The organism is Nocardioides sp. BE266 (genome assembly GCF_031457855.1).
Classification (GTDB): Bacteria; Actinomycetota; Actinomycetes; order Propionibacteriales; family Nocardioidaceae; genus Nocardioides.
The window spans coordinates 492,278-514,930 of sequence record NZ_JAURTI010000004.1 but is presented as its reverse complement, the minus strand read 5'-3'; the positions used below and the strand labels follow the sequence as shown (position 1 = coordinate 514,930).

Below are 22,653 nucleotides of genomic sequence, written 5' to 3'. Positions count from 1 at the left end.
GCTCATCCGTCCTCGAGCACGCGGTAGACATCAAGGTTGCGCAGCAGGTTGTGGGAGATCGAGATCTCCGGGAACGTCCAGGCCGAGTGGGTGGCCGGCAGCAGGGCGTCGTACGGCGTCTCGTCGAGGTGCGTCGGCTCCAGCGCGCGCAGCTTGGCGGCGTCGAGTGTCTCGGTCACCGCGCCGACCAGCTCGTCCCACGACCAGACGCCGTCGAACGACGCGGGCAGCGCGAGCAGCCACGCCTGCGGCGGCTCGGCGTTGGGCCGGTCGTGGTGGAACGCGACGCCGGTGGTGAGGTCGCGGGCGGGCAGGACCTCGGTCCACTCGTCGACCAGCAGCCCGCGCAGCGGCTGGTGCGGGTCGAGGGTGCCCTCCTGGAGGGCCGTGTAGAGCAGCCGCTCCCCCGACACCGTCTCCGACGCCGACTCCGGGACCTCCATCGCCAGCCAGGGCTGGCCGTCCTGGTGGGGCAGCTGGAGCGGCCGCAGCGGTGGTGCCGTCGCGCCGGGCAGCGCGGAGGACAGCAGCACGACGTTCTCCAGGTGGTGCATCCGCTCGCGCACCCGCGCGACCCCGTGCAGCCAGTCGTCCTCCGGGAAGTCGCGGCCCGAGCCCGCCGGCGCCGGGTCGGTCAGGTGCTTGGTCAGGCCGCCCGACGTGGTGTGCTGCCACGCCTTGGCCAGCTCGTCGGCCGCGGCGGTCGGCAGCTGGATGCTCGGCACGACCACGAGGTCGTCGCCGAAGACCGCGCGCAGCCCGCCCCGCAGCACGTCGGCACGAGCGGTCGCGGCTGCAGCGTCGTGGGCGGTGAGGGCGTCCTCCCCCGCCGTCACGCGCTTGCCGACCTCGGCCTCGAGGAGGTCGACGCGACCGGCCAGCTCCGTGCGGAACCGGTCGATCTCCGCGACCTGCCCGGACAGGTCGAGCGGGTCGGCGTCGAAGGCGCCGATCGCGGACGCGGCGACCGCGTCGTCGACGAGCGCGGCCAGACCGGGTCGTACGCCGGTGGAGATCTCGTCGAGCGCGTCGTGCCGGAGCACGAAGGCCGTCTTCTTCGCGCCCAGCGTGGCGAGGTGGGCCGCGGGCGTCATGCCGGAGCCGATCTCCGAGCTCACCAGCACCTCGGCCGAGCGCAGCACCTGGAGCCGCTCGTCGTCCGTCGCGGTACCGGGCAGCGCGGCGTAGTCGAGGAGCAGCTGGTCGTGGGTGGCGAGCCGCGCGTCCCACGCCGTCACCCGGGCGGCGAAAAGGTCGGTGATCGCGGCGTAGACCCCGACCCGCCACTCGCGCGCGAAGCCGGTTCCGGCTTGCTGCAGCCGGTACGCCGCGAACGGCGCCACCGTGTCGGCGTACGCCCGGATCACCTGGTCGATCGTGCGCGTCGGGTCGGCGATGGTCGCCTTCAACCCCGCGAGCGTGGGTGCGAGGGTGTCGCGCAGGTCGGCGACCGCGTCGGCCAGCCGGGCGCGCGGAAGGGAGACGGCGCCCTGGTCGGTGCTGCGCGCGTCGCCCTGCCGGACGAGGTCGGCGGGCGTGAGCGGCCGGGCGCCGACGACGACGCGGCGCAGGCTGCGCAGCAAACCCTCGAGCTCGAAGAAGGTGATCTGGCCGCCGACCCGCTCCGTGTGGTGGATGACGACCGGGCGGTCCAGCCGCACCGCCTTGGTGGCGTGCAGCTCGTCGAGGATCCGCTCGTCGAGGTCGCTGAGCGCCTGGTCGGCCTTCGTCTCGGCGCGGTAGAGCAGGTCGGCCGGGTGCAGGCCGAGGTCCTCCTGGGTGATCGGGACGGTCTCGTCGTTCCCGGTGCCGCGATCGCCGTACGTCACCGTGACGACGACGTCGGCAGGATCGGGCAGCCGCGCGGTCAGCCAGCGGTTGACCGCCGGGTCCGCCTTGGCCAGCGCAGTCATCGGGATGCCGAGCGGGTTCGCGCCGCCCGCGGGCAGGTGGATCGCCGTGCGCAGGGTCAGCCCGGTGCCGGTGCGCGGGGTGCGGATCACCTCGGGCTCGGGCGGGTGGTTGCCCTTCGCGAAGGCCTCGAGCGTGCCGGCGGAGCGGTCGTAGTTGCCGAGCACCGCCTGGTGCACGCCCTCGGCCAGGACCAGGTCGGCCACGGCATCGTTGATGTCGCGCACGTGGGCGACGGCGGCGGTGACGGCGTCCTCCTCCGCGGCCGGCCGGCGCGGGAGGTCGGTGTTCCCGAACGGGTACGTCGCCCCGCCTCCTCCCTCGACGGCCTGCAGCAGCTTGCGGCCGTCGACGACGTTCATCGCGGCGATCGACTCCTGCGGGTCACCGGTCGTCGTGGCAGTCGACTGGATCTGGTCGGCGACGAGCGGGTAGGCGCGGCGCAGCGGGTAGACGAGCGCGCGGACGGTGAGCGGGCCGTTGTCGTGGAGGTGGCGCTCGAGCCGGTAGCCGAGCAGGGCACCCAGCGACTGCCCGCCGCGCATCCCCTCCAGCACCGACAGCGCGAGCTGCACCCGCCGCGAGGAGATGTCGACCGACATCGCGCCCTGGTGGGCGACGTGCGCGTTGCGCAGCACGGCAGCCGTCGCGGCGTGGTTGATCGAGGGCGCGTGCACCAGGCCGAGGTTGGTGGGGTCCTTCATCAGCGGCGTCGTGGCGTGCTTGTCGACGTCGGCCGCGAGGTCGGGCGGCAGCGTCACCTCGGTGAGCGCCTTGCCCTCCGGCACCAGGTCCTCGACCCAGCCGTACGCCCCGAGGTGGAGGCCACCCGCTCCCCCGCTGCCGGCCGCGCCCTGGGCAGCGCCGACGTGGGTGGTGGCGATCATGCCGCCGTCGGTCGGTCGCGAACGGACCTGGTCGAGCGCCCAGCCCAGCAGCCCGGTGCGCCATGCGTCGAGCCGGTGGCTTGCGGTGTCGACGTGCTCGGCCATCAGCCGCTCCAGCCGCGCGGTGGGCAGCGTGGCCAGCAGGTCGAGCGCCTCGAGGTGCTCGGGCAGCACGCTGCCCTCGAGGCCGCGCACGTGCCGGGAGATGTAGTCGCCGATGCTGAGCTCGGCCTCCCCCGTCACCCGGTCGTCGGCGGCGAAGAGCTCGGCGTAGCGGCTCTCCGTGTGCACGGCCTGGTCGGCGTCGACGTGCACGAAGGCCGGCTCGCGGCGCAGCAGCGTGGCGTTCTCCAGCGCACCCGCCGAGACCATCAGCCCGATCGCGGTCTTGCGGAAGCTGAGCTGCAGCGAGTGCCGGAGCAGCAGGTAGAGCAGCGCCTTCGGCGGCTTCCCGCCGTCGAACCCCTGCTCGGCCTGGACCGTCCTGATGCTGTCGGCCGCGGCGTCGGCCAGCCACTTCACGTAGTTGCGCCCACCGGCGTACGCCCGGATCGGCGAGGACTCCGACAGAGGTACGTCGTCCACGAGCGGCCCGTCGAGCGGCCGCTGCCGGGCGTGGTAGATCTTCGTGAGGAGGTCGGGCACCTCCTCGCCTGCGTAGCCGAGCCGGCGCAGCAGGTCGATCGGCTCCTGCGCGGGGAACCGCGCGATCAGCTCCTGCACGAGGTCGAGGCCGAAGAACGACAGCTCGTGGGTCTTGTGCTCGAGGCTGTCGGCGGTGAGCGGGAAGTACTCCACCGAGGTGGGGTGCAGGCCGATGACGTCGAGCAGCTCCTGGTGCGGATCGGCGCCGCCGCCCCCGATCCGGCTGACCTTCGAGACCAGCGGCGTCCAGTCGGCCTCGACCTGGCGCACGAGCCGGGCGACGGTGGCCGGCAGCCGCAGCGAGTCCGGCACTCGCTTGCCGAACCACGACAGCCGGCTGAAGGCGACGGCAGGCTGGATGCCGTAGGGCTGGTCGGCGATCCGCAGCGCCGGCAGCGGGCCGCGGCCGCTCACCTCGCGGGTGAAGAACTCCCGGGTCGCCTCGACGTCGGCGTCGGAGAACACCGGCTCGAGGAGGGTGTCCATCAGGTAGCCGATGGTCGCCGGCCACAGCGCGACCTGCATCGCCTTGGCCTCGATCCGGTCCGCGCCGCCGGCGCCGGGGATCCGGGTGGCGAGCGCGTCGCCGATCGACAGCGCGTCGGCCAGCCGCTGCCCGTCGCGCCGCTTGGTCGGGTCGGCCTCGCGGACGTAGCCCGGCTGCTGCTTGAAGAACGGCCCGAAGCTGGCGTCGGGGTCGTCGCGCCAGGTGTAGCCGGCGTCCTTCTGCTCGGTGTCGTTGGTCGGCGTGCCCTGCTTCAGCAGCTCCAGGCCGCTGCGCGAGTGCAGGTGGTGCTCGAGCAGCCGCCCGAGGCGGTCGGCCCCGGCCTGCGGCGTGTCCGTGAGCCGTACGCCGATCACGACGAGGCGCCGGAAGCCGTTGGCCGCCTGGGCCGCGGTGAGGTCCTCCCGGAAGGCCATCCCCACCTCGAGCGCGCGCTCGAAGTCGAACATCCAGGCCAACGCGTCGGGGATCTGCAGGGTGTCGGGGTGGTCGGGGTCGTCGCCGACCGGCTTGAGCTGGTCGGCGGGCGCGGCGTTGGGGTCGGGTCCTGCCTGGAGCCAGCCCGGGACCGGCTCGCTGACCCCGAGGACGGTGGGCTCGGCGTCGGCGCCGTCCCAGCCGAGGAGGACGAACCGGTCGGGCAGCACGTCGACGCGCGGCGCGCTCGACCACGACGTCGTACGGGCTCCGAGCTCGGCGGCGTCGGGCAGCTGCAGGACGGTCACGCGAACGGTGGTCTCGTCGGCGTCGAGCCCGGCGGGCGGCGGGTCCTCGAGGTTGGTGGGGCGGTTGGCGACGACCTGGTCGGCGGCCGCCGTGCCGAGCGCCGCCTCGAGGTCGTCGTACGCCTGCTGGGCGGTGGTCGGGTGGCCCTGACCCGCCCATACCGCCGCCCAGTAGGCACCCACCTCCGCAGGCTGGGGGCCGGTCGCGACGACGATCAGGTCGAGCGTCGCGTCGGCGGGTTCCGGCTTGTCGCCGGGGTTCAGCGGCACGAGGGTGCGCACGATCCAGCCGGCGCGCCCTGCTCCGGCAGCCGAGACGAGCTCCCGCCAGGCAGCGCGCTCGAGGCCTTCGTCGCCGCCCGCTCGCCAGACCGCGGCCCAGAACGCCGTGCCGTTCTGCACCTCGGAGGCCGACAGGGACTCCTCGAAGCCGTCGACGAGGCAGGCGTCGGGATAGACGCGGACCCAGAGCTGCGGCGTCCCGGCCGGTGACGGCTTGAAACGCGTCTCGAGCCGGAGCGGGAGCAGCAGGACCGGCGTCCGGTCGTCGAGTCGGCCGATCTCCGTGATCGGGTCGGTGAACGGCCGGATCCGACCGAGGACCGCCGACTCCTCCTCGACGCTCGCCGCCAGCCGGCGCTGGGCGCCCGACTGGGAGGCGACGGCCTGCTCGTGCTCGGCCTCCAGCTCAACCAGGGCCGGATCATCCCCCGCAGCCGTACGACGCAGCGCGTCGAGCCGGCGGCCCAGACCGATCACCGCCTCCCCGGCGAGCAGCGCCTCGACGCGGGCAGCCTCGCGGCCGGCCCGTCGCTCGGAGAGGCTCGCGCGGAGGTCGTCGAACTCGCTCACGCCTCGTCCTTCTGGAGCATCTCGGCGGCGTGCACGGCCATCAGCACCGGCACCTGGTAGAGGATGTAGGCGAGCTCGGCGGCGTGTGTGTCGGCCCGCCACCGGAAGGCCTTGTCCTCGTCGTGCTGCTGCTTCTCCGGCGTACCTGCGCCGGGGTCGACGAGGCCGACCTCGCGCTGGCCGACCGGGAGCACCCGCACCGCGGTGTAGTCGTCAACCACGTCGGTCCACGAGAGCTCGTTCCAGGTGTTGATCGCGCCCTGGGGCGCCGCCTGCGGCAGGTCGAGGCCGAAGCGCGGCTCGCCCGGGCGCTCCTTGATGACGAAGAACCAGCCGGGGTCCTCCTCGCCGTTGACGTCCTGACCGCCCTTGGCGGTCTCTGCCGTCAGGTCGAAGCCGAAGAAGTAGATGTCGGGCGCGACCTTGGCCTCGTAGAGCGGGGTCTTCACGAGGTCGCGCGGCGGGGTGCCGGTCGGCAGGTCGGCGAGCTTGCGCGGCTTGGCGCGGTCGATGGCGCCCGCGCTGGTGCGCTCCCAGGCGGCCCGGTGGGCGTAGATGACGGCGGTGGGGTACTTCTTCAGCAGCTCGCCGCGGATGGTGAGGACGACCTCCTCCTCCTTGTCGCCCTGCTGCTCGCGGTGGTCGAAGGAGCCCATGCCCAAGTTCGGCGACCACGTGTGCAGCTCCGGCACGTCGCGCAGCCGCTCGCGCAGCGCCGCCGGGTCGGCGCCCGGCTGGGCCAGGAAGCTCCCGACGTCCCAGAACTGGCGGAAGTAGCTGCCCCGCTGGTCGGTGGGGTACTCGCGCCACAGCAGCTCGCGCGCGAACTCGTGGTTGAGCCCGACCAGGTAGGCCTCGATGAACTTCTGGTTGGTCTCCAGCAACGTGATCGAGTTCGCCTCGACGAGCTGGATGTTGGGCACGAGGTACTCGCTGGACATCTCCTCCAGCGGCTCGTACATCGGCAGGTCGATCTCGGGGTAGACCATCACCTCGCCGAAGTCCTCGACGAGCTCCGAGCTGATCCGCCCGGGAATCTCCACGCCCGCCAGCACCCGCTTCGGCACGGTGAACGTCGGGTCGATCCCGGTGAACACCGAGCCGATCACCACGTCGAGCGGCATCGGCTCTCGTACGACGACGGGCAGGCCGCGCTCGGCGCCGTCGACCGCGTAGGCGTTGCGCAGCGCCTCCTTGAAGCGGATCGCGGTCGGCGAGTCCGGCCCGGGCTGCGGGGCGGCCGGCACCCCGGCCACGCCGCCGCTGTCGGTGGGCACCACCTCGAAGCCCGAGCTGGTGGGCAGGTCGTCGACCGTCTCCGGTGTCTGGGTGTCGGAGTCGACCACCGAGCCGGGGCTCGGCTCGGACGCGGCTCTCAACCCGCGACTGAGCCACAGGTAGAGCAGGAAGGCCGCCACGAGGAGCACGACGGCGAGGACCGGGCCGACCACCGGCACCAGCAGGAGCAGCAGCGCCAGCAGCACGGCCAGCACCCAGAACCAGATCCGCCAGGCCTTGAAGCCGCGCAGCAGGTCCACGAGCACGGGCGGGAGGCGCGGGCCGGGGCTCGCTCCGCCACCGAGGTCGTCGGCGAGGTCGGGGCCGGTCGGCAGGTTGTCGGGGACGGTCTTGGGCGGCGCGACGGTGATCTCGCCGTCGTTGACGCGCGTGATGAGGCCGTCGTACGACACCGGGCCGGTGCGCGAGCCGAGCCGGGTGACCCGCGCCCGCGGGCGCAGCACCTTGCGGAACGTGGTGCCGAGCAGGGCCTGCGGCAGCGTGCTCTGCCGCATCGCGAAGGCGATCGTCTTGCCGCTGCTGAGCACGCGCTGGTGCACGGGCGCGGTCACCGCGAGCAGCCGCTCGCCCGTGCCCTCGGCCGCCCGCGCCAGCTCGCGGCGGTGCCAGATCATCGAGGTGAACATCGCGAGGTGGCCGAACCGGATCTTGCTGTTGCCCTCCAGGACCTTGCCGACCTGCTGCCAGGCGGCCTCCATGTAGGCCTCCTGGTTCTTCTGCACCACCCCGGTGCCCAGGCCGGCGGCCACGCGGTGGCGGGGGTCGTGGTTGAGCTCGTCGACCCAGTGCTCGTGCTCGGGGTCCGCGTCGGTCGGCGTCAGCCGGGACACCTGCGCGTGCCAGCGGCCGTAGAGCGGCGGGACGATGATCGGGTCCTCGTCGTCCTCCACGACCTCGAGCCCGGTCGCGGCGTTGGCGTCGGCGGCCGACTGGCCCTGGTAGTCCGAGCCGAGGTTGACCAGACGCGCGAGCGCGTCCTGGAAGGGGTGCGGGTAGGGCTCGGCCCAGCCCTCGAAGGCGTCGTACTCCGCGCGCTCCTCGGTGCTCAGCGTGCTGAGCGGGGCGCGCAGGGCACCGCCGAGGCGGACCACTCCGCCGAGGCCGGTGATCGGCGGGAGGTTGGAGCCCGGGTCCTGCACGTCGATCGGGCGGCGCCCGACCCGGGCGTCGACGGTGCGCGGCTGGAGCAGCCGCACGAGGTACTCGAAGTCGCCGACCTCGCCGGTGCGGAAGTACCACCGGTGGTAGACGGGGTAGAGGTCAGGATCGGTGTCCGCGCGCCCCGGCACCCACGAGCCCTGCGTCGGGAACGCCGCGCCGCCGGGGTCCTTGCCGAGCCCGGCGAGCCGCCCGCTCTCGAACGACGGGACGACGAACGCGTGGTAGGCGGTGTTGGCGCGCAGCACGCGCGGGCTGAGCAGCCGGGAGTACGCCGAGTCGCGGTCCGCCGCGACGGTCGCGCCGAGCCGGGTGGCGTTGCCGGGCTGGTCGTTGGGGTCGCCGCCGAGGGTGCCGTTGACGTGCACGTGGGCCCACGCCCACTGGGTCGCCCAGTCGGGGAAGGTGCCGGCCGAGTCGGTGGCCTCGATGACCGGCAGCTTGCCTCCCGACAGCGTGGCGCGGTCGACGAACTCGTCCTCGGCGAGCACCACGAGGGTCAGCCACGGCCGCATCCGGCGCCCGCCGTCGGCCGACTTCGCCGGCGTGTAGCGCCACGGGAAGTCCTCCTCGTAGAACTCCACGTAGGGCAGGTAGTTGGTCTCGAAGTTGGTGATCCAGTGCCGCGGCTCGGACCTCACGATGCTGGCCGCGTCGATGCCGACGACGTCGCCGGGGCCGTACATCTCGACGTTGCGCGGCACCTGCTGGCTCGTCGTACCGCCACCGACCTTGTCGGCGTTGATAGTCAGCGTTACGCCGATAGTCGCCCGGATGCCGGGAACCACCGCCTGGTCGGCCTCCTGCACCTGTCCGCCGAGCCCTTGTCGGGCCCACGGGAGGAAGGAGTACGACGCGATCGGCTGCTCGCTCACGCATTCACCTCCGCGAGCGGGATGACGTGGAAGGAGTCGGCAGAGGTGGGATCGGCGGCGACCGTGGCGGCGAGGTGGGCCATCGCCTCGGCGTGGGTGACGAAGGTCTGCACTCCGGCGACTGCAGTGTTGTCGGACTGGTGGGCCAGCGTGAACTGCTCACCGGGCACCGCGACCTTGGCGTCGAAGGGCTGGTGCTTCTTCTCCTGGGCCAGCGAAAGTGGCGACTTGGCGATCGCGGCGCCGGCGGCGAAGTGGGTGAAGAGGATCGGCCAGAAGGTGAAGAAGTGGATCGTGTGCCGCTCGAAGGCCGAGTCGACGATGATCGTCTCGTAGCGCACGTTGCGGGTGGCGGCCGGTCCGGTGCGCCAGTCGTTGCCGGCGGCGCCGAGCTCGACGCCGCTCTCCAGCATCTCGAAGGCGGGCGCGGAGAGCTTCGCGGCGTCGTCCATCGTGCGGTACTGCGCGGCGGCGAAGCGCTCGCGCATCGGGCCTCGTACGGCGAGCACGTCGCCGGCGTCGATCGTGACGGTCGCCTTCGTGATGTCGGACGGCTTCTGGTTGCCGACCTTGTCGATCGGGAGGTTGAGCGGGACGAAGCGCTGGCTGACCTGGAGCACGCCGACCGGGTGGAGCACGAGGAGATTGGGGTCGCCGAGCTCGCGGAGGCTGACGAGCTGGCGCCCGCCGCCGGGGATGGTCGCCCGCCAGCTGTCGAGCTTCTCGAGCTCCGCGCGCAGGGCCGGGAGCACCGAGATGGGCGGCAGCAGCTCGGCCTTGCGCTCGCCGAAGACCTCGTCGACCGAGACCGAGATGCTGAAGAACAGGAACTCGATCGAGGCCTTGCCGGTGATGTGCCACGGCGTCGGACCCTCGAGCGCACCGCGCAGGTGGACGCCCCAGACGCCCATCCCGAAGACCTTGACCGAGAAGCCGGTGGAGATCTCGACGATGAAGTAGAACGGCGAGAAGCGGAGCAGCGCGTCGAAGCCGAAGTAGCCCTCCACGCTGAGTGCGCTGAAGCCGAAGAACGCCTCGGCGCGGGCGCCGAGCTGCACGCTGTTGGTGGTGACGGCGAAGTAGGTCTCGACGCGCACCTTGGCGTAGCTCTCGTCGATCAGCGACAGCGCGAGCCGGTGGGGCGAGGGGAACGGGAGCGGCGGCGGCGTGAACTTCGGGTGGAACCCGCCGACGGTGAGCACGAAGTTGGGGTTGTCGCTGAAGTCCATCAGCAGCCCCATCTCACCGTCGAGGGTGATGAAGAGGATGCGCGACTCGAAGAGCGAGGCGAAGAACCAGATCCGCTTCTTGTCGAACTCCAGCGCTCCCATGAAGCTCAGCTGCAGCACGACGACGGCCTCGTCCTCGGTGGGCAGGGCCAGCTTGAGCCGCCCGAGGATCACCACGTTGCCGGGGATCTCGATGATCACGCCGAGCGAGACCGAGATCAGCGTCGGGGTGCCCCAGCCGATCTTCGCCATCGGCCCGATCAGGAAGGTGTCGGGCTTGGGCGGGAAGATCGCGCGCAGGTCGCTGATGATCTTCGGCGCGTTGGCGATGATGTCGGTCGGGAACAGGATGCTGTTGATGGCACCGGTGCGGATGCCGTTCGCCAAGGGCTCCAGGAGCATCGCGCGGTTGAGGCCGAGCAGGCCGCCGACGCCGATCAGCGTGAAGCCGTAGCCCAGCTGGAAGCCGGGGCTGAACTCGGCGGTGATGATCACCAGCATCGAGAAGCCGGGCTGGCCGCCGGGCATCTTGGTGTTGATCAGCCCGATCGCCCGCAGCGACAGGAAGTTGCTGATCACCAGCTCGAGCGCGCCGGCGTACTCGCCCTTGTCGAAGTCGAGGTAGAGGTAGCCGCCGCCCTTGACGACGCCGGCGTCGATGGCGAGACCGACACCGTTGGGCGGCTTGAAGCCGAGCGCCAGGTTGGCCGGGCCCAGGTTGCCGCGCTGGTCGTCGGGGAAGGTGATCGTGGCGGTGAGTCCGATGTTCTCCACGACTGCCTTGAGCACCGACAGGTCGCCCTTGATGGTGGCGCCCATCTCGATCGGGATGCCGCCGTCGCGGAACTTCACCGCGATCATCGCGGACATGATCTCGACCGGGCCGAGCTGGATGTGCGCGGGCAGCGCGATCTCGAGGCCGCCGCTGCCGCCGAAGTAGAGCCCCTGGGTGGTCGAGAAGCCGACCGTGAGGTCGGTGCCGATCGTCAGGCCCTCGGGCGGCAGGAGGCTGGAGAGGAACGAGTCGCTGTCCTCGCCGGGCTTGATGACGAGCCGAGCGCCCTCGACCGCGGCCTCGACGTAGACCTCGAACTTGCCGCTGGAGTGGAAACGTACGCCGCCCAGCGCGGAGGCCCCGTCGAGCTCGAACCGGCTGGCCGCCGGGTCGCCGATCAGCACCATCGGCTCGCCGTCGCCGACGACCAGCGAGATGCTCAGCGTCCCTGACGCGGCCGACGGTGTGCCGGGCCCGAAGCCCACGAGGAACTCGAGGTCCTTGTCGGGCCGGACCAGTGCCCCGACTCCCCCGTCGAGCTTCACGGTGCCGCCGATGACTAGGGTGAGCAGCTCGCTCAGCCCGATCTCGAGGTCGAGTCCCGCGCTGCCGTAGGGCATCACCGCGAAGCCTGGCATCGCGGCCGCTGTCTGGGGCAGCTGGAACAGCCCGACGCCGAGCTCGAAGGACTCCTCGGAGGCGCTGCTCAGCACGGGCATCCGCAGCACGGTGTCGACGGCCGTGGCCGGCGAGAGCGCCCCCTGCATCAGCTGGGCCAGCGTGAGCGGATCAACCGGCGCCTGCTCGGCATCGAGCCCCCACGCGACGGCCAGACCGCGGAGCGCGTCGGCGAAGTCCTCGCCGCGGAAGTCCGGTGTTCCCCACTTGTAGGCGCCGCGGAAGAAGGCCAGCGGGTCGTCGACCAGGTCGGCGAACCCTTCGTAGTCGACCGTCCGCCTCAGGTACGCCGGCCGCGTGGCGGTCTCGGCGATGTCCTCGAGCTGCAGCACGCCGACGGCTCGCAGCAGGTGCCCCCAGCGCGGCTGGTTGAGCAGGAAGTACTGCGCGACGAGGTAGTCGGCGAGCTGGCGCGGCAGCTCGGCCACGGCTTCGGCGGGGAAGCCGCCACCGTTCGCGATGTCGGCCACAGCGACGTACGCCGCCCGGAGCGCGGACAGCAGCGACGACAGGTCGGGGGTCTCGCCCTCGCCGACACCTGCGGCGAGCTCGTAGACCGTGGCCGCGGAGGCGTGCACCGCCTCGACCAGGGCGACGCCGGGTGCGATGTCCCACCCCAGCTGGAGCAGGAACGACTGCATGGCGCCCGCCGAGCCGGTCGCCTCCGCGAGGGGCTGCAACGCGAGCCCGAGCTCGCTCGCGATCGCCGCGAGTGCGTCGTCGTCGGCCATCGCCTCAGACCACCTCGTAGAAGCGCGGGTCGCCCGGCGGGAGCTTCGTGACCAGCGCCTGGGCTGCGCCCGGAGCCGGGAAGAAGTTGAAGAACAGCGTGGGCGTCGCGCCACTCGTGTCGGTGACCGGGATGACGACGGTGTACTCCACCCGGCGGCCGATGGCGGCCTTCTTCTCGAAGGTCCAGTGGTGGCCGGCCATGTACTCGTCCAGCGAGCCGAACCCGATCCGCTCGTAGAACGGCCACGCGTGCGTGGAGGCGAAACGCGGGTCGTCGGTCGCTATCTTGGACTTCAGCGTCGCTTCCTTCGCGGCCTGGTTGCCGGCGGGCATCGGCATCGGCCACGTCGTCGTGGCGAGGTAGTAGCGGAACTGGCGGCCACCTCCGAGGCCGGTCTTGGGGTTCGGGCTCATCACCAGGTCTGTCTGGCCCGCGAAGGTCCCGCCGAGGGACGCCCGGTAGGCGAAGGTCTGCGTCTGGTTGAAGTTCTTCTTCGGGACCAGTGCCTCCCAATCGGCGTCGGGGACCCGGCCGCTGAGGTACTGGTGGTCCGCTGCGACGAACGCGGCGATGAGGTCGGCGCGAGACGTGAAGCCCGTGAACTTGCTTCCGTTCTTCCTGGCCGGCGTCTGGACCTGGAACTCGTAGCTCATGAACTCGAAGGAGCCGAGGTTGCCCGGCACCGGCGACCCGTAGGCCCCCTGGAAATGCTTGGGGGCCGAGACGAGCATGCGCCCACCCAACGCCTCCTTCAGCTTCACCAGGAACGGCTTCGACTTGCCGAGGTTGCATCCCTTGATCTGGAACACCGCGGTGGGCGGCGGTGCGGTGAAGCCCACAGTGCTGGCGTCGACGCGGATCTGCTTGGTCAGCGCGCCCGGCTCGAGGGTCTGCTGGAGGTTCTCGAAGTCGGTCCGGTTGGTGAGCTTCTTGGCGTTGTCCGTCTGGCCGGCGAAGAGCGGGATGAACCACTTGCCCTCGCTGTTGGCGTGCGCCCCCACCAGCAGCGCGCTGACCGGGTGGTTGGGCGAGTCGAGGTTCACCGCCGTGACGAACTCACGAACCGTCGGGACGTCGATCATCGTGGTCGCCGGCACGCGCCGCGAGATCATCTCCCTGAGGGTCATCAGGACGGTGTCGGTCTTCGGCGCCGGCGATATGGCGTAGTCCACGACGGTCCCCTCCGTGCCAATGGCAGACCCGCCCAAGCCGCGCCCACCCCGGGATAACTGGCCATTTCACCTTCCCACCCACGCCCGGGCACGAGCCAGATGGGCTAGTCCGGGCTTGCGCACCGCCGTCCTTGACGGCTCCCCGGCACCTCCGCTGCACTCGGACGACCGAAGTCCGACAGATCCGAGCCAGCATGCCCGCACGCACCGTCGTCGTACGCGCCGTCGCGGGTGCCGTGCTCAGCGTGTGGCGCTACGTCCCGGACGCGATCGACGTCTTTCGCGAGATGTCGGCGCGCAACGCCGAGATCACGCGTGCGCTGGGGCGAGGCGACCAGTCCACGGCCGACCGTCGCGGCTTCGCCTTCGCACGCGTCTGGTGCGCGACGGTCTTCCCGGTCTACCAGGTGGCTGACGACATCCCCGGGTACTGGATCTACCTCGAGACCTACGCGGCGACCGGCCTGCTCGGCGCGTACGCCGTCACCGCGCTCATCGCGTTCGTGCTGGCGGTGGGTCTGGGGATGGTGCAGCGCGGGATCGAGCGGCACCGGGCCGTCCTCGTCGGGCACCGACCGGTCGATGACGACAGCGACCACACCCGCTACTTCCTCGACGCGATCGTGATGAGCGCGCCGTGGCAGGTCTACCGTCGCGCCAACCGCCCGGCGGCGGACGGTCATGTTGGGCTCACGCGTGGGACGGCGTACGGAGCCCGGCGCGCTAGTCGCGCTGGGTGTCCAGCTTCGCGGAGACCTGGTCGGGGACCCGCTCGTACTGGGCGAAGGAACGGGTGAAGGTCGCCGAGCCGTGGGAGATCGAGCGGAGCTCGGCGGCGTAGTGGCGCAGCTCCAGCTGGGGCACGTGCGCCCGCACGACGACCATCCCCGCGTCGGCGGTCGTCTCGCTGCCGAGCACCTTGCCGCGGCGGGCGGACAGGTCGCCCATGATCGCGCCGACCAGGGCGTCGGCGACGAGCACCTCGATCTCGTCGACGGGCTCGAGGTAGCACGTACCGCCGCGGGTGGCGGCGTCGCGCAGCGCCAGCCCGCCGGCCGTCTGGAAGGCCATGTCGGAGGAGTCGACGCTGTGCGACTTGCCGTCGGTGAGGGTCACCCGGAGGTCGACCGTGGGATAGCCGGACTCGATGCCGCGCGTCATCTGCGACCGGATCCCCTTCTCGACCGACGGGATGAACTGCCGGGGCACGGCGCCGCCGACGACCTTGTCGACGAACTCGAAGCCGCTGCCCTGCGGCAGCGGCTCGACCTCGATGCTGCAGACGGCGTACTGCCCGTGGCCGCCGCTCTGCTTCACGTGCCGGCCGAGCCCGGTGGCGGAGCGCACGAAGGTCTCCCGCAGCGGCACCCGGAGCTCGACCTCCTCGACGTCGACGCCGTACCTGCCGGCGAGGCGGTCGAGCAGCACGTCGGCGTGGGCCTCCCCCATCGTCCAGAGCACGATCTGGTGGGTCTCGTCGTTGTGCTCGACGCGCAGGGTGGGGTCCTCGGCGGCGAGCCGTTGGAGGCCCGAGCCGAGCTTGTCCTCGTCGCTCTTCGTCAGCACCTTGATGGCCACCGGGAGCTGGGGATCGGGCATCCGCCACGGCTCCAGCACCAGCGGCGTCTCGACCGAGGCCAGGGTGTCGCCGGTCTCCGCGCGGCTGAGCCGTCCGACGGCGCAGATGTCACCCGCGGTCACCGACGCCGCGACGCGCTGGGCCTTGCCGAGCGGCACCGAGAGCGAGCCGATCCGCTCGTCCTCGTCGTGGTCGGGATGGCTGGCCGTCGGGTCGCTATCGGCCCACACCGAGCGGTGCCCGGACACGTGGACGGTCGAGTCGGGCAGCACGGTCCCGGAGAAGACCCGGACCAGGCTGACCCGCCCGAGGTAGGGGTCGGTAGTGGTCTTGACGACCTCCGCGACGAGCGGGCCGGACGGGTCGCACGCGATCGCCGGGCCGGCGCCGCCGGCGGGCGTGTAGACCGTCGGCATCGGGTGCTCGAGCGGCGAGGGGAACGACGAGACCATGAGGTCGAGCAGCTCGGTGGCGCCCACCCCGGTCGTCGCGTCGACGGGTACGACGGGGTGCAGCGACCCGCGCGCGACGGCGAGCTCCAGGTCGCGGAGCAGCAGCTGCGCGTCGATCACCTCGCCGCCGACGTAGCGGTCCATCAGCGTCTCGTCCTCGGACTCCTCGATGATCCCCTCGATGAGCGCGCCGCGCTGGGCGTCGTGCTCGTGGTCACCGGTGATCAGGCCGACGAGCCGCCCGCCCTCGTGGAGGTAGACCGGCAGCACCCGCTCACCGAAGGCGCTCCGGGCCTGCGCGACCACGCCGTCGACGTCGGCACGGGCGTGGTCGAGCTTGGAGACGACCACGACCCGGGGCATGCCGACGTCGGCGCACTCGCGCCACAGGGCGAGGGTCGGCTCGTCGACCCCCTCGTTGGCGGCCACCACGAACAACGCGCAGTCGGCGGCCCGGAGGCCGGCGCGCACCTCGCCGACGAAGTCGACGTACCCGGGGGCGTCGAGCAGGTTGATCTTCACGCCGTCGTGCACCAGCGGCGCGAGGGCGAGCCCGACGGAACGGCGCTGCCGGTGCTCGACCTCCTCGAAGTCGCACACCGTCGTGCCGTCCTCAACGCTGCCGGCCCGGTTCAGCACCCCGGCCGCGACCAGCAGCCGCTCGACCAGCGTGGTCTTCCCGGACCCTGCCGCGCCGACGACCAGGACGTTGCGGATCGACTGGGGCCCGACCGCGGCCGCGGGACCGGCCTGACCGGGGGTGCCAGTCTCTCTGCTCACGGTGACGGCTCCTGATCTCTGGTCCGAGACGTGTGAGCCCACTGTTCACCCGACCGATTCGGTGAGGCAAGGGGTACGGCGTGAGGCGGGGGTGTCACAACTCGCCGCCGGCCGGCGTCTTCATGTCCGACCCACCACGGGATCACATCCACAGGAGGACGACATGACCGGCACGACCCGCATCCCCGCCGCCGAGATCACCGGCTTGAAGGGCGCGATGATCAAGCGCTTCGCCCGGAAGGCCCTCGGCACGGTGCCCACCTCGATCGGCGTCTACTGGCACCACCAGAAGGTGCTGATGGACATGGCCGGCTTCGGCGGCAAGCTCAAGAAGTGGGACCGCTGCGACGAGCAGCTCAAGTCCTTCGCGCACATGGCCGTCGCGTCGCGCGTCGGCTGCACCTGGTGCCTGGACTTCAACTACTTCGAGGCACACAACTTGGACCTCGACATGACCAAGGCCCGCGAGGTCCCGCGGTGGCGCGACGCCGACGTCTTCACCACGCTGGAGCGCGAGGTGCTGGCCTACGCCGAGGCGATGACCGAGACCGAGCCCACCGTCACCGACGAGATGGTGGCCTCGCTGCGCAGCCAGCTCGGCGACGCCGCGCTCCTCGAGCTGACCGCCGTCATCGGCTTCGCCAACTTCACCACCCGGCCCAACGTCGCCCTCGGCATCGAGTCCGACGGTTTCGCCGCGGCGTGCGGCCTCAAGCCGCTGGCCGAGCGCGCGACCGTAGGGTCGTGACCGTGACCGAGGACCCCTTCGTGACCCACCGCGGGCTGCTCTTCACCGTCGCCTACGAGATGCTCGGCGCGGCCTCCGAGGCCGAGGACGTCGTCCAGGAGACCTGGATCCGCTGGGACGACATCGGCCCGGACGCCCGGTCGGAGGTCAGGGACCCCCGGGCCTTCCTGGTGCGGATGGTCACCCGCAAGGCGCTGGACCGGCTCCGGGCCAACGCGCGCCGCCGGGAGGAGTACGTCGGTGAGTGGCTGCCCGAGCCGCTGCTGACCTCACCCGACGTCGCCGAGGACGTCGAGCTCGCCGAGAGCGTGTCCTACGCGATGCTCACCATCCTCGAGACGCTCACCCCGACCGAGCGCGCGGTCTTCGTGCTGCGCGAGGTCTTCGACGTGCCCTACGGCGAGATCGCCGAGGCGGTCGAGAAGTCCGCGGCGGCCGTGCGCCAGATCGGGCACCGCGCGCGCGAGCACGTCGCGGCGCGCCGTCCGCGGATGGAGGTGAGCCGCAGCGAGCAGCAGGAGGTCGTCGAGCGCTTCCTCGCCGCGGTGGCCGGCGGCGACCTCCAGGGGCTGCTGGACGCCCTCGCCCCCGACGTGGTGATGGTGGCCGACGGCGGCGGCATCGCGCAGGCGATCACCAACCCCGTGGTCGGGGCGAAGAAGGTCGCCAACCTGCTGCGGACCTTCCCGAAGTTCGGCGGCGGCGCGACCGTCCTTCCCGTGCTGCTCAATGGCAGTCCGGCCGCCCGCATCGTCGGCCTCGAGGACGGCCACGACACCGCGATCACCTTCCTGGTCGAGGACGGCCGGATCAGCCGGATCTACGCCGTGCGCAACCCGGTGAAGCTCGGCGGGATCGACGTCGAGGCGACGATCAGCCGCTAGGGTCCCGCACGCCGCCGGGGGGTGCGACGTACGGGACGCGGTGGGGTCAGCGGCGGACCCGGTTCCCGTGGCCGTGCCACGCGAAGTCAGGTCCGGCCTTGCCGACCTTCCTGGCCTCCTTGCGGGCCTTGTGCACCTTGGCGCTGAACGGGTCCTTGCTCGCGCCGAAGTAGTACACGGCGTAGCTGGCGGCACCCGCGAGCTCCTTGAGTCCCTTCAGGGCGCCTCCGGCCATCGCCCGCTGGGCGGCGTGCTTGGCGGCGTCGTCACCCTCGGGGGCCAGGCCCTCGGCGTCGAGCGGCGGCACCCCGGTCAGCACCGTGATCAGGTTGTCGCAGATCTGGTGGTAGCACGGGTCGTACCACGAGCCTGCGGCGCCGCCGTACGTCGCTGCCTCCTCGGCGGTCTTCACGCCCTCGGCACCGGCGAAGACGCCACCGGCGGGGATGCCGCGGTCGGTGAACCCGACGTAGTCGGAGCGGCCGTCGAACGGCACGCGTGCGCTCTCGAGGCCCTGCGCGGTGAACCAGTCGTCGAAGACCTGCTCCACCTTGCCCGAGCCCTCGGGCCCGGCCGGGTTGTCCGGCTCGGCGTTGCCGTCTCCGTCGTAGACGAAGCGGACGTAGTTGGGCGAGGCGAGCATGTCGTAGTCGAGCATCACGTCGATCTTGTCGACCTCGGCCTGGCTGAGGTCGTGGGCGTAGTACGTCGACCCGACGAGCCCGTTCTCCTCGGCGCCCCACCAGGCGAAGCGGACCTTGTTGCGCAGCTTGTAGTGGCCGCTGGCCAGCTCCTCGGCCTGGGCGAGCAGCGTCGCGGTGCCCGAGCCGTCGTCGTTGATGCCGGGGCCTGCGGTCACGGAGTCGAGGTGCGCGCCGACCACGACCACGTGGTTGGGATCTCCCCCGCGCGTCTCGGCGATCACCTGCGGGATGAAGCGGTCGGTGAAGTCGCCGTAGACCTTGAAGTCGACCGTCGGGTTCTGGCCCGACTTGTAGGCCTGCAGCAGCTCGTTGCCCAGCGTGTAGCTGGTGATCACCGCGGCGATCGTCGCCGGCGGGTCGGGCTGGTTGTCGACGAAGATCGGGTTCTGCCGCGCCGGGGTGTTGCCCTCGTTGTAGATGATCACGCCGGTCGCGCCGGCCGCCTGCGCCAGCGACCACTTGGTGACGAACGCGCACGTGCCGCGCTGGACGAGCGCCACCTTGCCGGAGACGCCGGCGTAGTCGGCCTCCGCGCACCCGCTCGCGGAGCCGCCGGTGGGCGGGTCGACGATGCCGCCGACGGGGAACACCGGCGCGTTGGTGAGCTCGACGGTCGGCGAGTTGGCCATGGTGATGAAGTCGGCCGTCGGCTGGTCGCTGTCCGCGGCGTCACCCGGGACGTACGTCTTCGGCGTCGGCGCGACCCGGTTGAGGACCGGCGGCTGCGTCTCGGCCCAGAACGGGAAGTTGAACTGCGTGAGCTCCGGTCGGTAGCCGGCGTCGCGCAGGGTGTCCACGACGTAGTCGAGCGACTCCTGGTAGCCGTTGGAGAAGACCTCGCGCGTGTCGTCGTTGAGCGAGGCGATCCGCTGCAGCTCGGTCTGGTGCTCGGTGATGTCGCGGACGGAGACGCCCTTCACGAACTTCTTCGCCTGGGGGTCGTGGGGGGTGACACTGTGGGATCCGTGTCCCCCGTGTGCCTTGGTGACGGTCTGGACGGCGCCTGATCCGGACGAGGCGGCCGCCCCGGCGAGCAGGACCGAGGCCGCGCTCGCAGTCAGCAGCTTGGACGCAGTGTTCATCGCACTCCCTCTCGGGGCTGCCGACGAACGCGTTCGACCCGATGCCGAAGCGGGTCGGCGGCCAACCTACGAATCTACTTTCGGCCGCGGGTGCGGGATATCCCCTCGACGGGTCAAGTTCGTCCTGTCGGGCACAGCGCCTAGGACTAGCGCTCGATCGTCGTCACCACGCTCGTCACCGAGGGCCGCTTTGGGGTCGAGGAGAAGCCGAACCGGCAGGGCGGGTCGACGGGTGCCAGCGCACCCAGGTCGGTGCCGCGCCACTCGCCGGACACGGCAGTGACGGCCGCGACCGAGGTCGCGCCGTACCACTCCCTGCGGTCGTTGCCGGCGGTCCCGCGGGTGCGCACGCCGCGGAGGATGACGCGCGCGACGGGGTCGGCGACGGCGCACCACGCCGGCGCAGTGGCGACGCGGGCGGGCACGAGGCCGAGGGCCGCACCCAGCGGCGTACGCCCTCCGACCACGATGCCGAGGGAGAGGGACGGCGTCGTCACCTGCCAGCCGTCGTCGGTGTCGGTCACCGACACCGGCTCGAGGACGTGCTCGTCGAAGGAGTACGTCGCTGCGACGAAGTCGCGGACCGTCTCGTCGGGCGCCAGCAGCACCCGGTGTCCCGAGGCGTCCTCGAGCATCACGTCGGCGAAGGGGCCCCACGGCGAGTCGTCCCAGCGCCCGACGACGACGCGGACGCCGCTCGTGCTGCCGACGCCGGCGATCCGGCCGGTGAAGCGCTCGCGGACCCGACCTGCCCTCACGGGACGACGAGGTCCGACGGGTCGCGACCGTCCGCGGCCAGCCCGGCTGCGACGCCGGCACGGTCCTCGTCGGAGCGGTTCTGGCTCAGCTTGGCCTTGGCCTCGACCGACTCGACGACGACCTCCACGCCGACGATCGGGCGGAGGTTCTTGGCGATGTAGTCGTCCGGCGCATCGGTGACGTGCCACCGCTCCTCGCGGTCGGCCTCATGGCGATCGGTCAGCCGGGTGACGAGCGCGTGCACCCACTCCGGGTCGTCGTGGACCACGACGCGACCGCGCAGGTGGACGACCGAGTAGTTCCAGGTCGGCACGACCTTGCCGTGCTCGGCCTTCGTGGCGTACCAGGTCGGCGTGATGTAGCTGTCCGGCCCGGTCACGATCGCCAGCGCGGACGAGCCGTCGACGATGCGCCGCCAGTGGGCGTTGGCGCGGGCGACGTGGCCGACCAGTCGGTCGCCCTCCCACAGCACCGGCAGGAACGTCGCGTCGGGCAGCCCGTCCTCGCCCACGGTGACCAGCTGCGCGGTGGCGACCGCCTCGACGAAGGGGCGTACGTCGTCGGCCTCCATCACGTTGAAGCGCGGGACGTAGAGCTGCGGGTCGGGCTGCTGGTCAGGCACAGCCCCATCCTGCCTGTTCGGTGCCCGTCGGGGTGGCGCCGGTGTCGGTGGCGGGCGGCAGGATGGAGCCATGCTGCTCGCCGAGCTCGTCGCGACCTCCGCCGCCGTGGCGGCGACCCGTTCCCGCAAGGCCAAGGTCGTCGCGCTCGCGGACACGCTCGGCCGGGTCGAGCCGGCGGAGCTCGAGATCGTGGTGTCCTACCTCGGCGGGGCGCTGCGGCAACGTCGTACGGGACTCGGGTGGCGTGGCGTCGCCGACCTCCCTCCCCCGGCCGACGAGCCGTCGCTGACGGTGCTGGAGGTCCACGAGGCCTTCGAGGCGATGTCGTCGATCGCGGGTGCCGGCTCGCAGAAGGCCAGGCGCGACGCGGTCGAGGCACTCTTCGGACGGGCGACCGCCGACGAGCAGGCGTGGCTGCGCGCGATCGTCACCGGCAACGTCCGCCAGGGCGCGCTCGACGCCGTCACGCAGGAGGCGGTCGCGCAGGTCGCCGACGTCCCCCTTGCTGCCGTACGACGCGCAGCGATGCTCGCCGGCTCGACGGTCGCGGCCGCCGGGGCCGCGTTCGAGGGCGAGGAGGCGCTCGCAGAGATCGGGCTCGAGGTCGGCCGCCCGATCATGCCGATGCTCGCGTCCAGCGCGCCCGACGTGGCGGCGGCGATGGCCGGCCTGTCCGCCGACGGCACGGAGGTCGCGATCGACGCCAAGCTCGACGGCATCCGGATCCAGGTGCACCGCGACGGCGACGAGGTGCTGGTGGTGACGCGCAGCCTCGACGACATCACCGGGCGGCTGCCCGAAGTGGTCGAGGTCGCCCGCTCGCTCCCGGCATCGCGGTTCGTGCTCGACGGCGAGGCGCTCGCGCTGACCGACGACGGACGGCCGATGGCGTTCCAGGACACCGCGAGCCGCACCGCCCAGGACACTGGGGTCGCGGTGACGCCCCACTTCTTCGACCTGCTCCACGTCGACGGTCGCGACCTGCTCGACTCCCCCGGTCACGAGCGGCTCGCCGCGCTCGACGCACTCGTCCCTGAGCAGCACCGCGTCCGGCGTGTCGTGACGTCGTCGGTCGAGGACGCCGACGCGTTCGCGCGCGAGACCGTCGCCGCCGGCCACGAGGGCGTCGTGCTCAAGGACCTCTCGGCTCCCTACGCCGCCGGTCGGCGTGGGTCGGCCTGGGTCAAGGTGAAGCCGGTCCACACGCTCGACCTCGTCGTGCTCGGCGTCGAGTGGGGCTCGGGCCGCCGCGAGGGCTGGCTCTCCAACATCCACCTCGCTGCCCGCGACGCCACCTCGGAGACCGGCTTCGTGATGCTCGGCAAGACGTTCAAGGGCATGACCGACGAGATGCTCGCCTGGCAGACCGAGCGGTTCACCGAGCTCGCCGTCTCCCCCGACGCGATCCGCGACCACTACGCCGTCGAGCTGCGGCCCGAGCAGGTGGTGGAGATCGCCTTCGACGGCCTCCAGCGCTCCACGCGCTACCCCGGCGGCGTCGCCCTCCGCTTCGCGCGGGTGGTCCGCTACCGCGACGACAAGACCGCCGAGGAGGCCGACACGATCGAGGCGGTGCGCTCGCACCTCACCGGGTGATG

At 71.8% G+C, this 22,653-nt stretch carries 12 protein-coding genes; 4 read left to right on the top strand and 8 right to left on the bottom strand.

Annotated elements, in window-relative coordinates:
• Positions 1-2: 2 nt before the first annotated feature.
• Genes J2X46_RS14775 through J2X46_RS14760 form a run of 4 tightly spaced genes read right to left on the bottom strand, consistent with a single transcriptional unit; the run spans position 3 to position 13,444 of the window.
• Complete coding sequence (locus J2X46_RS14775) at positions 3-5,525, bottom strand: hypothetical protein (RefSeq protein ID WP_310251799.1); 5,523 nt, start codon at positions 5,523-5,525, stop codon at positions 3-5.
• Positions 5,522-8,857, bottom strand: coding sequence for a hypothetical protein (locus tag J2X46_RS14770; protein WP_310251797.1), 3,336 nt, complete (start codon positions 8,855-8,857; stop codon positions 5,522-5,524). Before J2X46_RS14770 ends, J2X46_RS14775 begins: the two co-directional genes overlap by 4 nt.
• On the bottom strand, positions 8,854-12,270 hold the full coding sequence (locus tag J2X46_RS14765) for a DUF6603 domain-containing protein (protein WP_310251795.1): 3,417 nt from the start codon (positions 12,268-12,270) through the stop codon (positions 8,854-8,856). Before J2X46_RS14765 ends, J2X46_RS14770 begins: the two co-directional genes overlap by 4 nt.
• A 4-nt stretch (positions 12,271-12,274) precedes the next feature.
• Positions 12,275-13,444, bottom strand: coding sequence for a hypothetical protein (locus J2X46_RS14760; RefSeq protein WP_310251794.1), 1,170 nt, complete (start codon positions 13,442-13,444; stop codon positions 12,275-12,277).
• Between the two features lie 194 nt (positions 13,445-13,638).
• Here J2X46_RS14760 and J2X46_RS14755 point away from each other — a divergent pair, with 194 nt between their 5' ends.
• Complete coding sequence (locus J2X46_RS14755) at positions 13,639-14,241, top strand: hypothetical protein (RefSeq protein WP_310251792.1); 603 nt, start codon at positions 13,639-13,641, stop codon at positions 14,239-14,241.
• On the opposite strand, the gene J2X46_RS14750 is transcribed toward J2X46_RS14755, so the two are convergent.
• A complete protein-coding gene (locus J2X46_RS14750) occupies positions 14,168-16,255 on the bottom strand; it encodes an elongation factor G-like protein EF-G2 (RefSeq protein ID WP_310251790.1) in 2,088 nt (695 codons plus the stop codon). The two genes, J2X46_RS14755 and J2X46_RS14750, sit on opposite strands and share 74 nt — an antisense overlap.
• Positions 16,256-16,418: 163 nt before the next feature.
• On the opposite strand from J2X46_RS14750, the gene J2X46_RS14745 reads away from it, so the two are divergent.
• Entirely contained in the window at positions 16,419-17,003 is a 585-nt protein-coding gene (locus tag J2X46_RS14745; RefSeq protein WP_310251788.1) for a carboxymuconolactone decarboxylase family protein, read from the top strand.
• Between the two features lie 2 nt (positions 17,004-17,005).
• Positions 17,006-17,887, top strand: a complete 882-nt coding sequence (locus J2X46_RS14740) for an RNA polymerase sigma-70 factor (protein ID WP_310251786.1) — start codon at positions 17,006-17,008, stop codon at positions 17,885-17,887.
• Between the two features lie 46 nt (positions 17,888-17,933).
• Here J2X46_RS14740 and J2X46_RS14735 read toward each other — a convergent pair whose 3' ends face one another.
• From J2X46_RS14735 to J2X46_RS14725, 3 genes are all read right to left on the bottom strand, one after another.
• Positions 17,934-19,673: a M28 family peptidase gene (locus J2X46_RS14735; RefSeq protein WP_310251784.1), complete on the bottom strand. Its 1,740-nt coding sequence runs from the start codon at positions 19,671-19,673 to the stop codon at positions 17,934-17,936.
• A gap of 146 nt (positions 19,674-19,819) precedes the next feature.
• Positions 19,820-20,431: a hypothetical protein gene (locus J2X46_RS14730; RefSeq protein ID WP_310251782.1), complete on the bottom strand. Its 612-nt coding sequence runs from the start codon at positions 20,429-20,431 to the stop codon at positions 19,820-19,822.
• Positions 20,428-21,054, bottom strand: coding sequence for an FMN-binding negative transcriptional regulator (locus tag J2X46_RS14725; protein ID WP_310251780.1), 627 nt, complete (start codon positions 21,052-21,054; stop codon positions 20,428-20,430). Before J2X46_RS14725 ends, J2X46_RS14730 begins: the two co-directional genes overlap by 4 nt.
• 70 nt (positions 21,055-21,124) lie before the next feature.
• Between J2X46_RS14725 and J2X46_RS14720 the strand changes: the two genes are divergently transcribed.
• On the top strand, positions 21,125-22,651 hold the full coding sequence (locus J2X46_RS14720) for an ATP-dependent DNA ligase (RefSeq protein ID WP_310251778.1): 1,527 nt from the start codon (positions 21,125-21,127) through the stop codon (positions 22,649-22,651).
• Positions 22,652-22,653 lie beyond the last annotated feature (2 nt).

Excerpts from the sequence above, each read along its gene's own strand:
- J2X46_RS14765 (WP_310251795.1), bottom strand. The coding sequence starts at position 12,270 with ATGGCCGACGACGACGCACTCGCGGCGATCGCGAGCGAGCTCGGGCTC.
- J2X46_RS14755 (WP_310251792.1), top strand. The coding sequence starts at position 13,639 with ATGCCCGCACGCACCGTCGTCGTACGCGCCGTCGCGGGTGCCGTGCTC.
- J2X46_RS14745 (WP_310251788.1), top strand. The coding sequence starts at position 16,419 with ATGACCGGCACGACCCGCATCCCCGCCGCCGAGATCACCGGCTTGAAG.
- J2X46_RS14735 (WP_310251784.1), bottom strand. The coding sequence starts at position 19,673 with ATGAACACTGCGTCCAAGCTGCTGACTGCGAGCGCGGCCTCGGTCCTG.
- J2X46_RS14720 (WP_310251778.1), top strand. The coding sequence starts at position 21,125 with ATGCTGCTCGCCGAGCTCGTCGCGACCTCCGCCGCCGTGGCGGCGACC.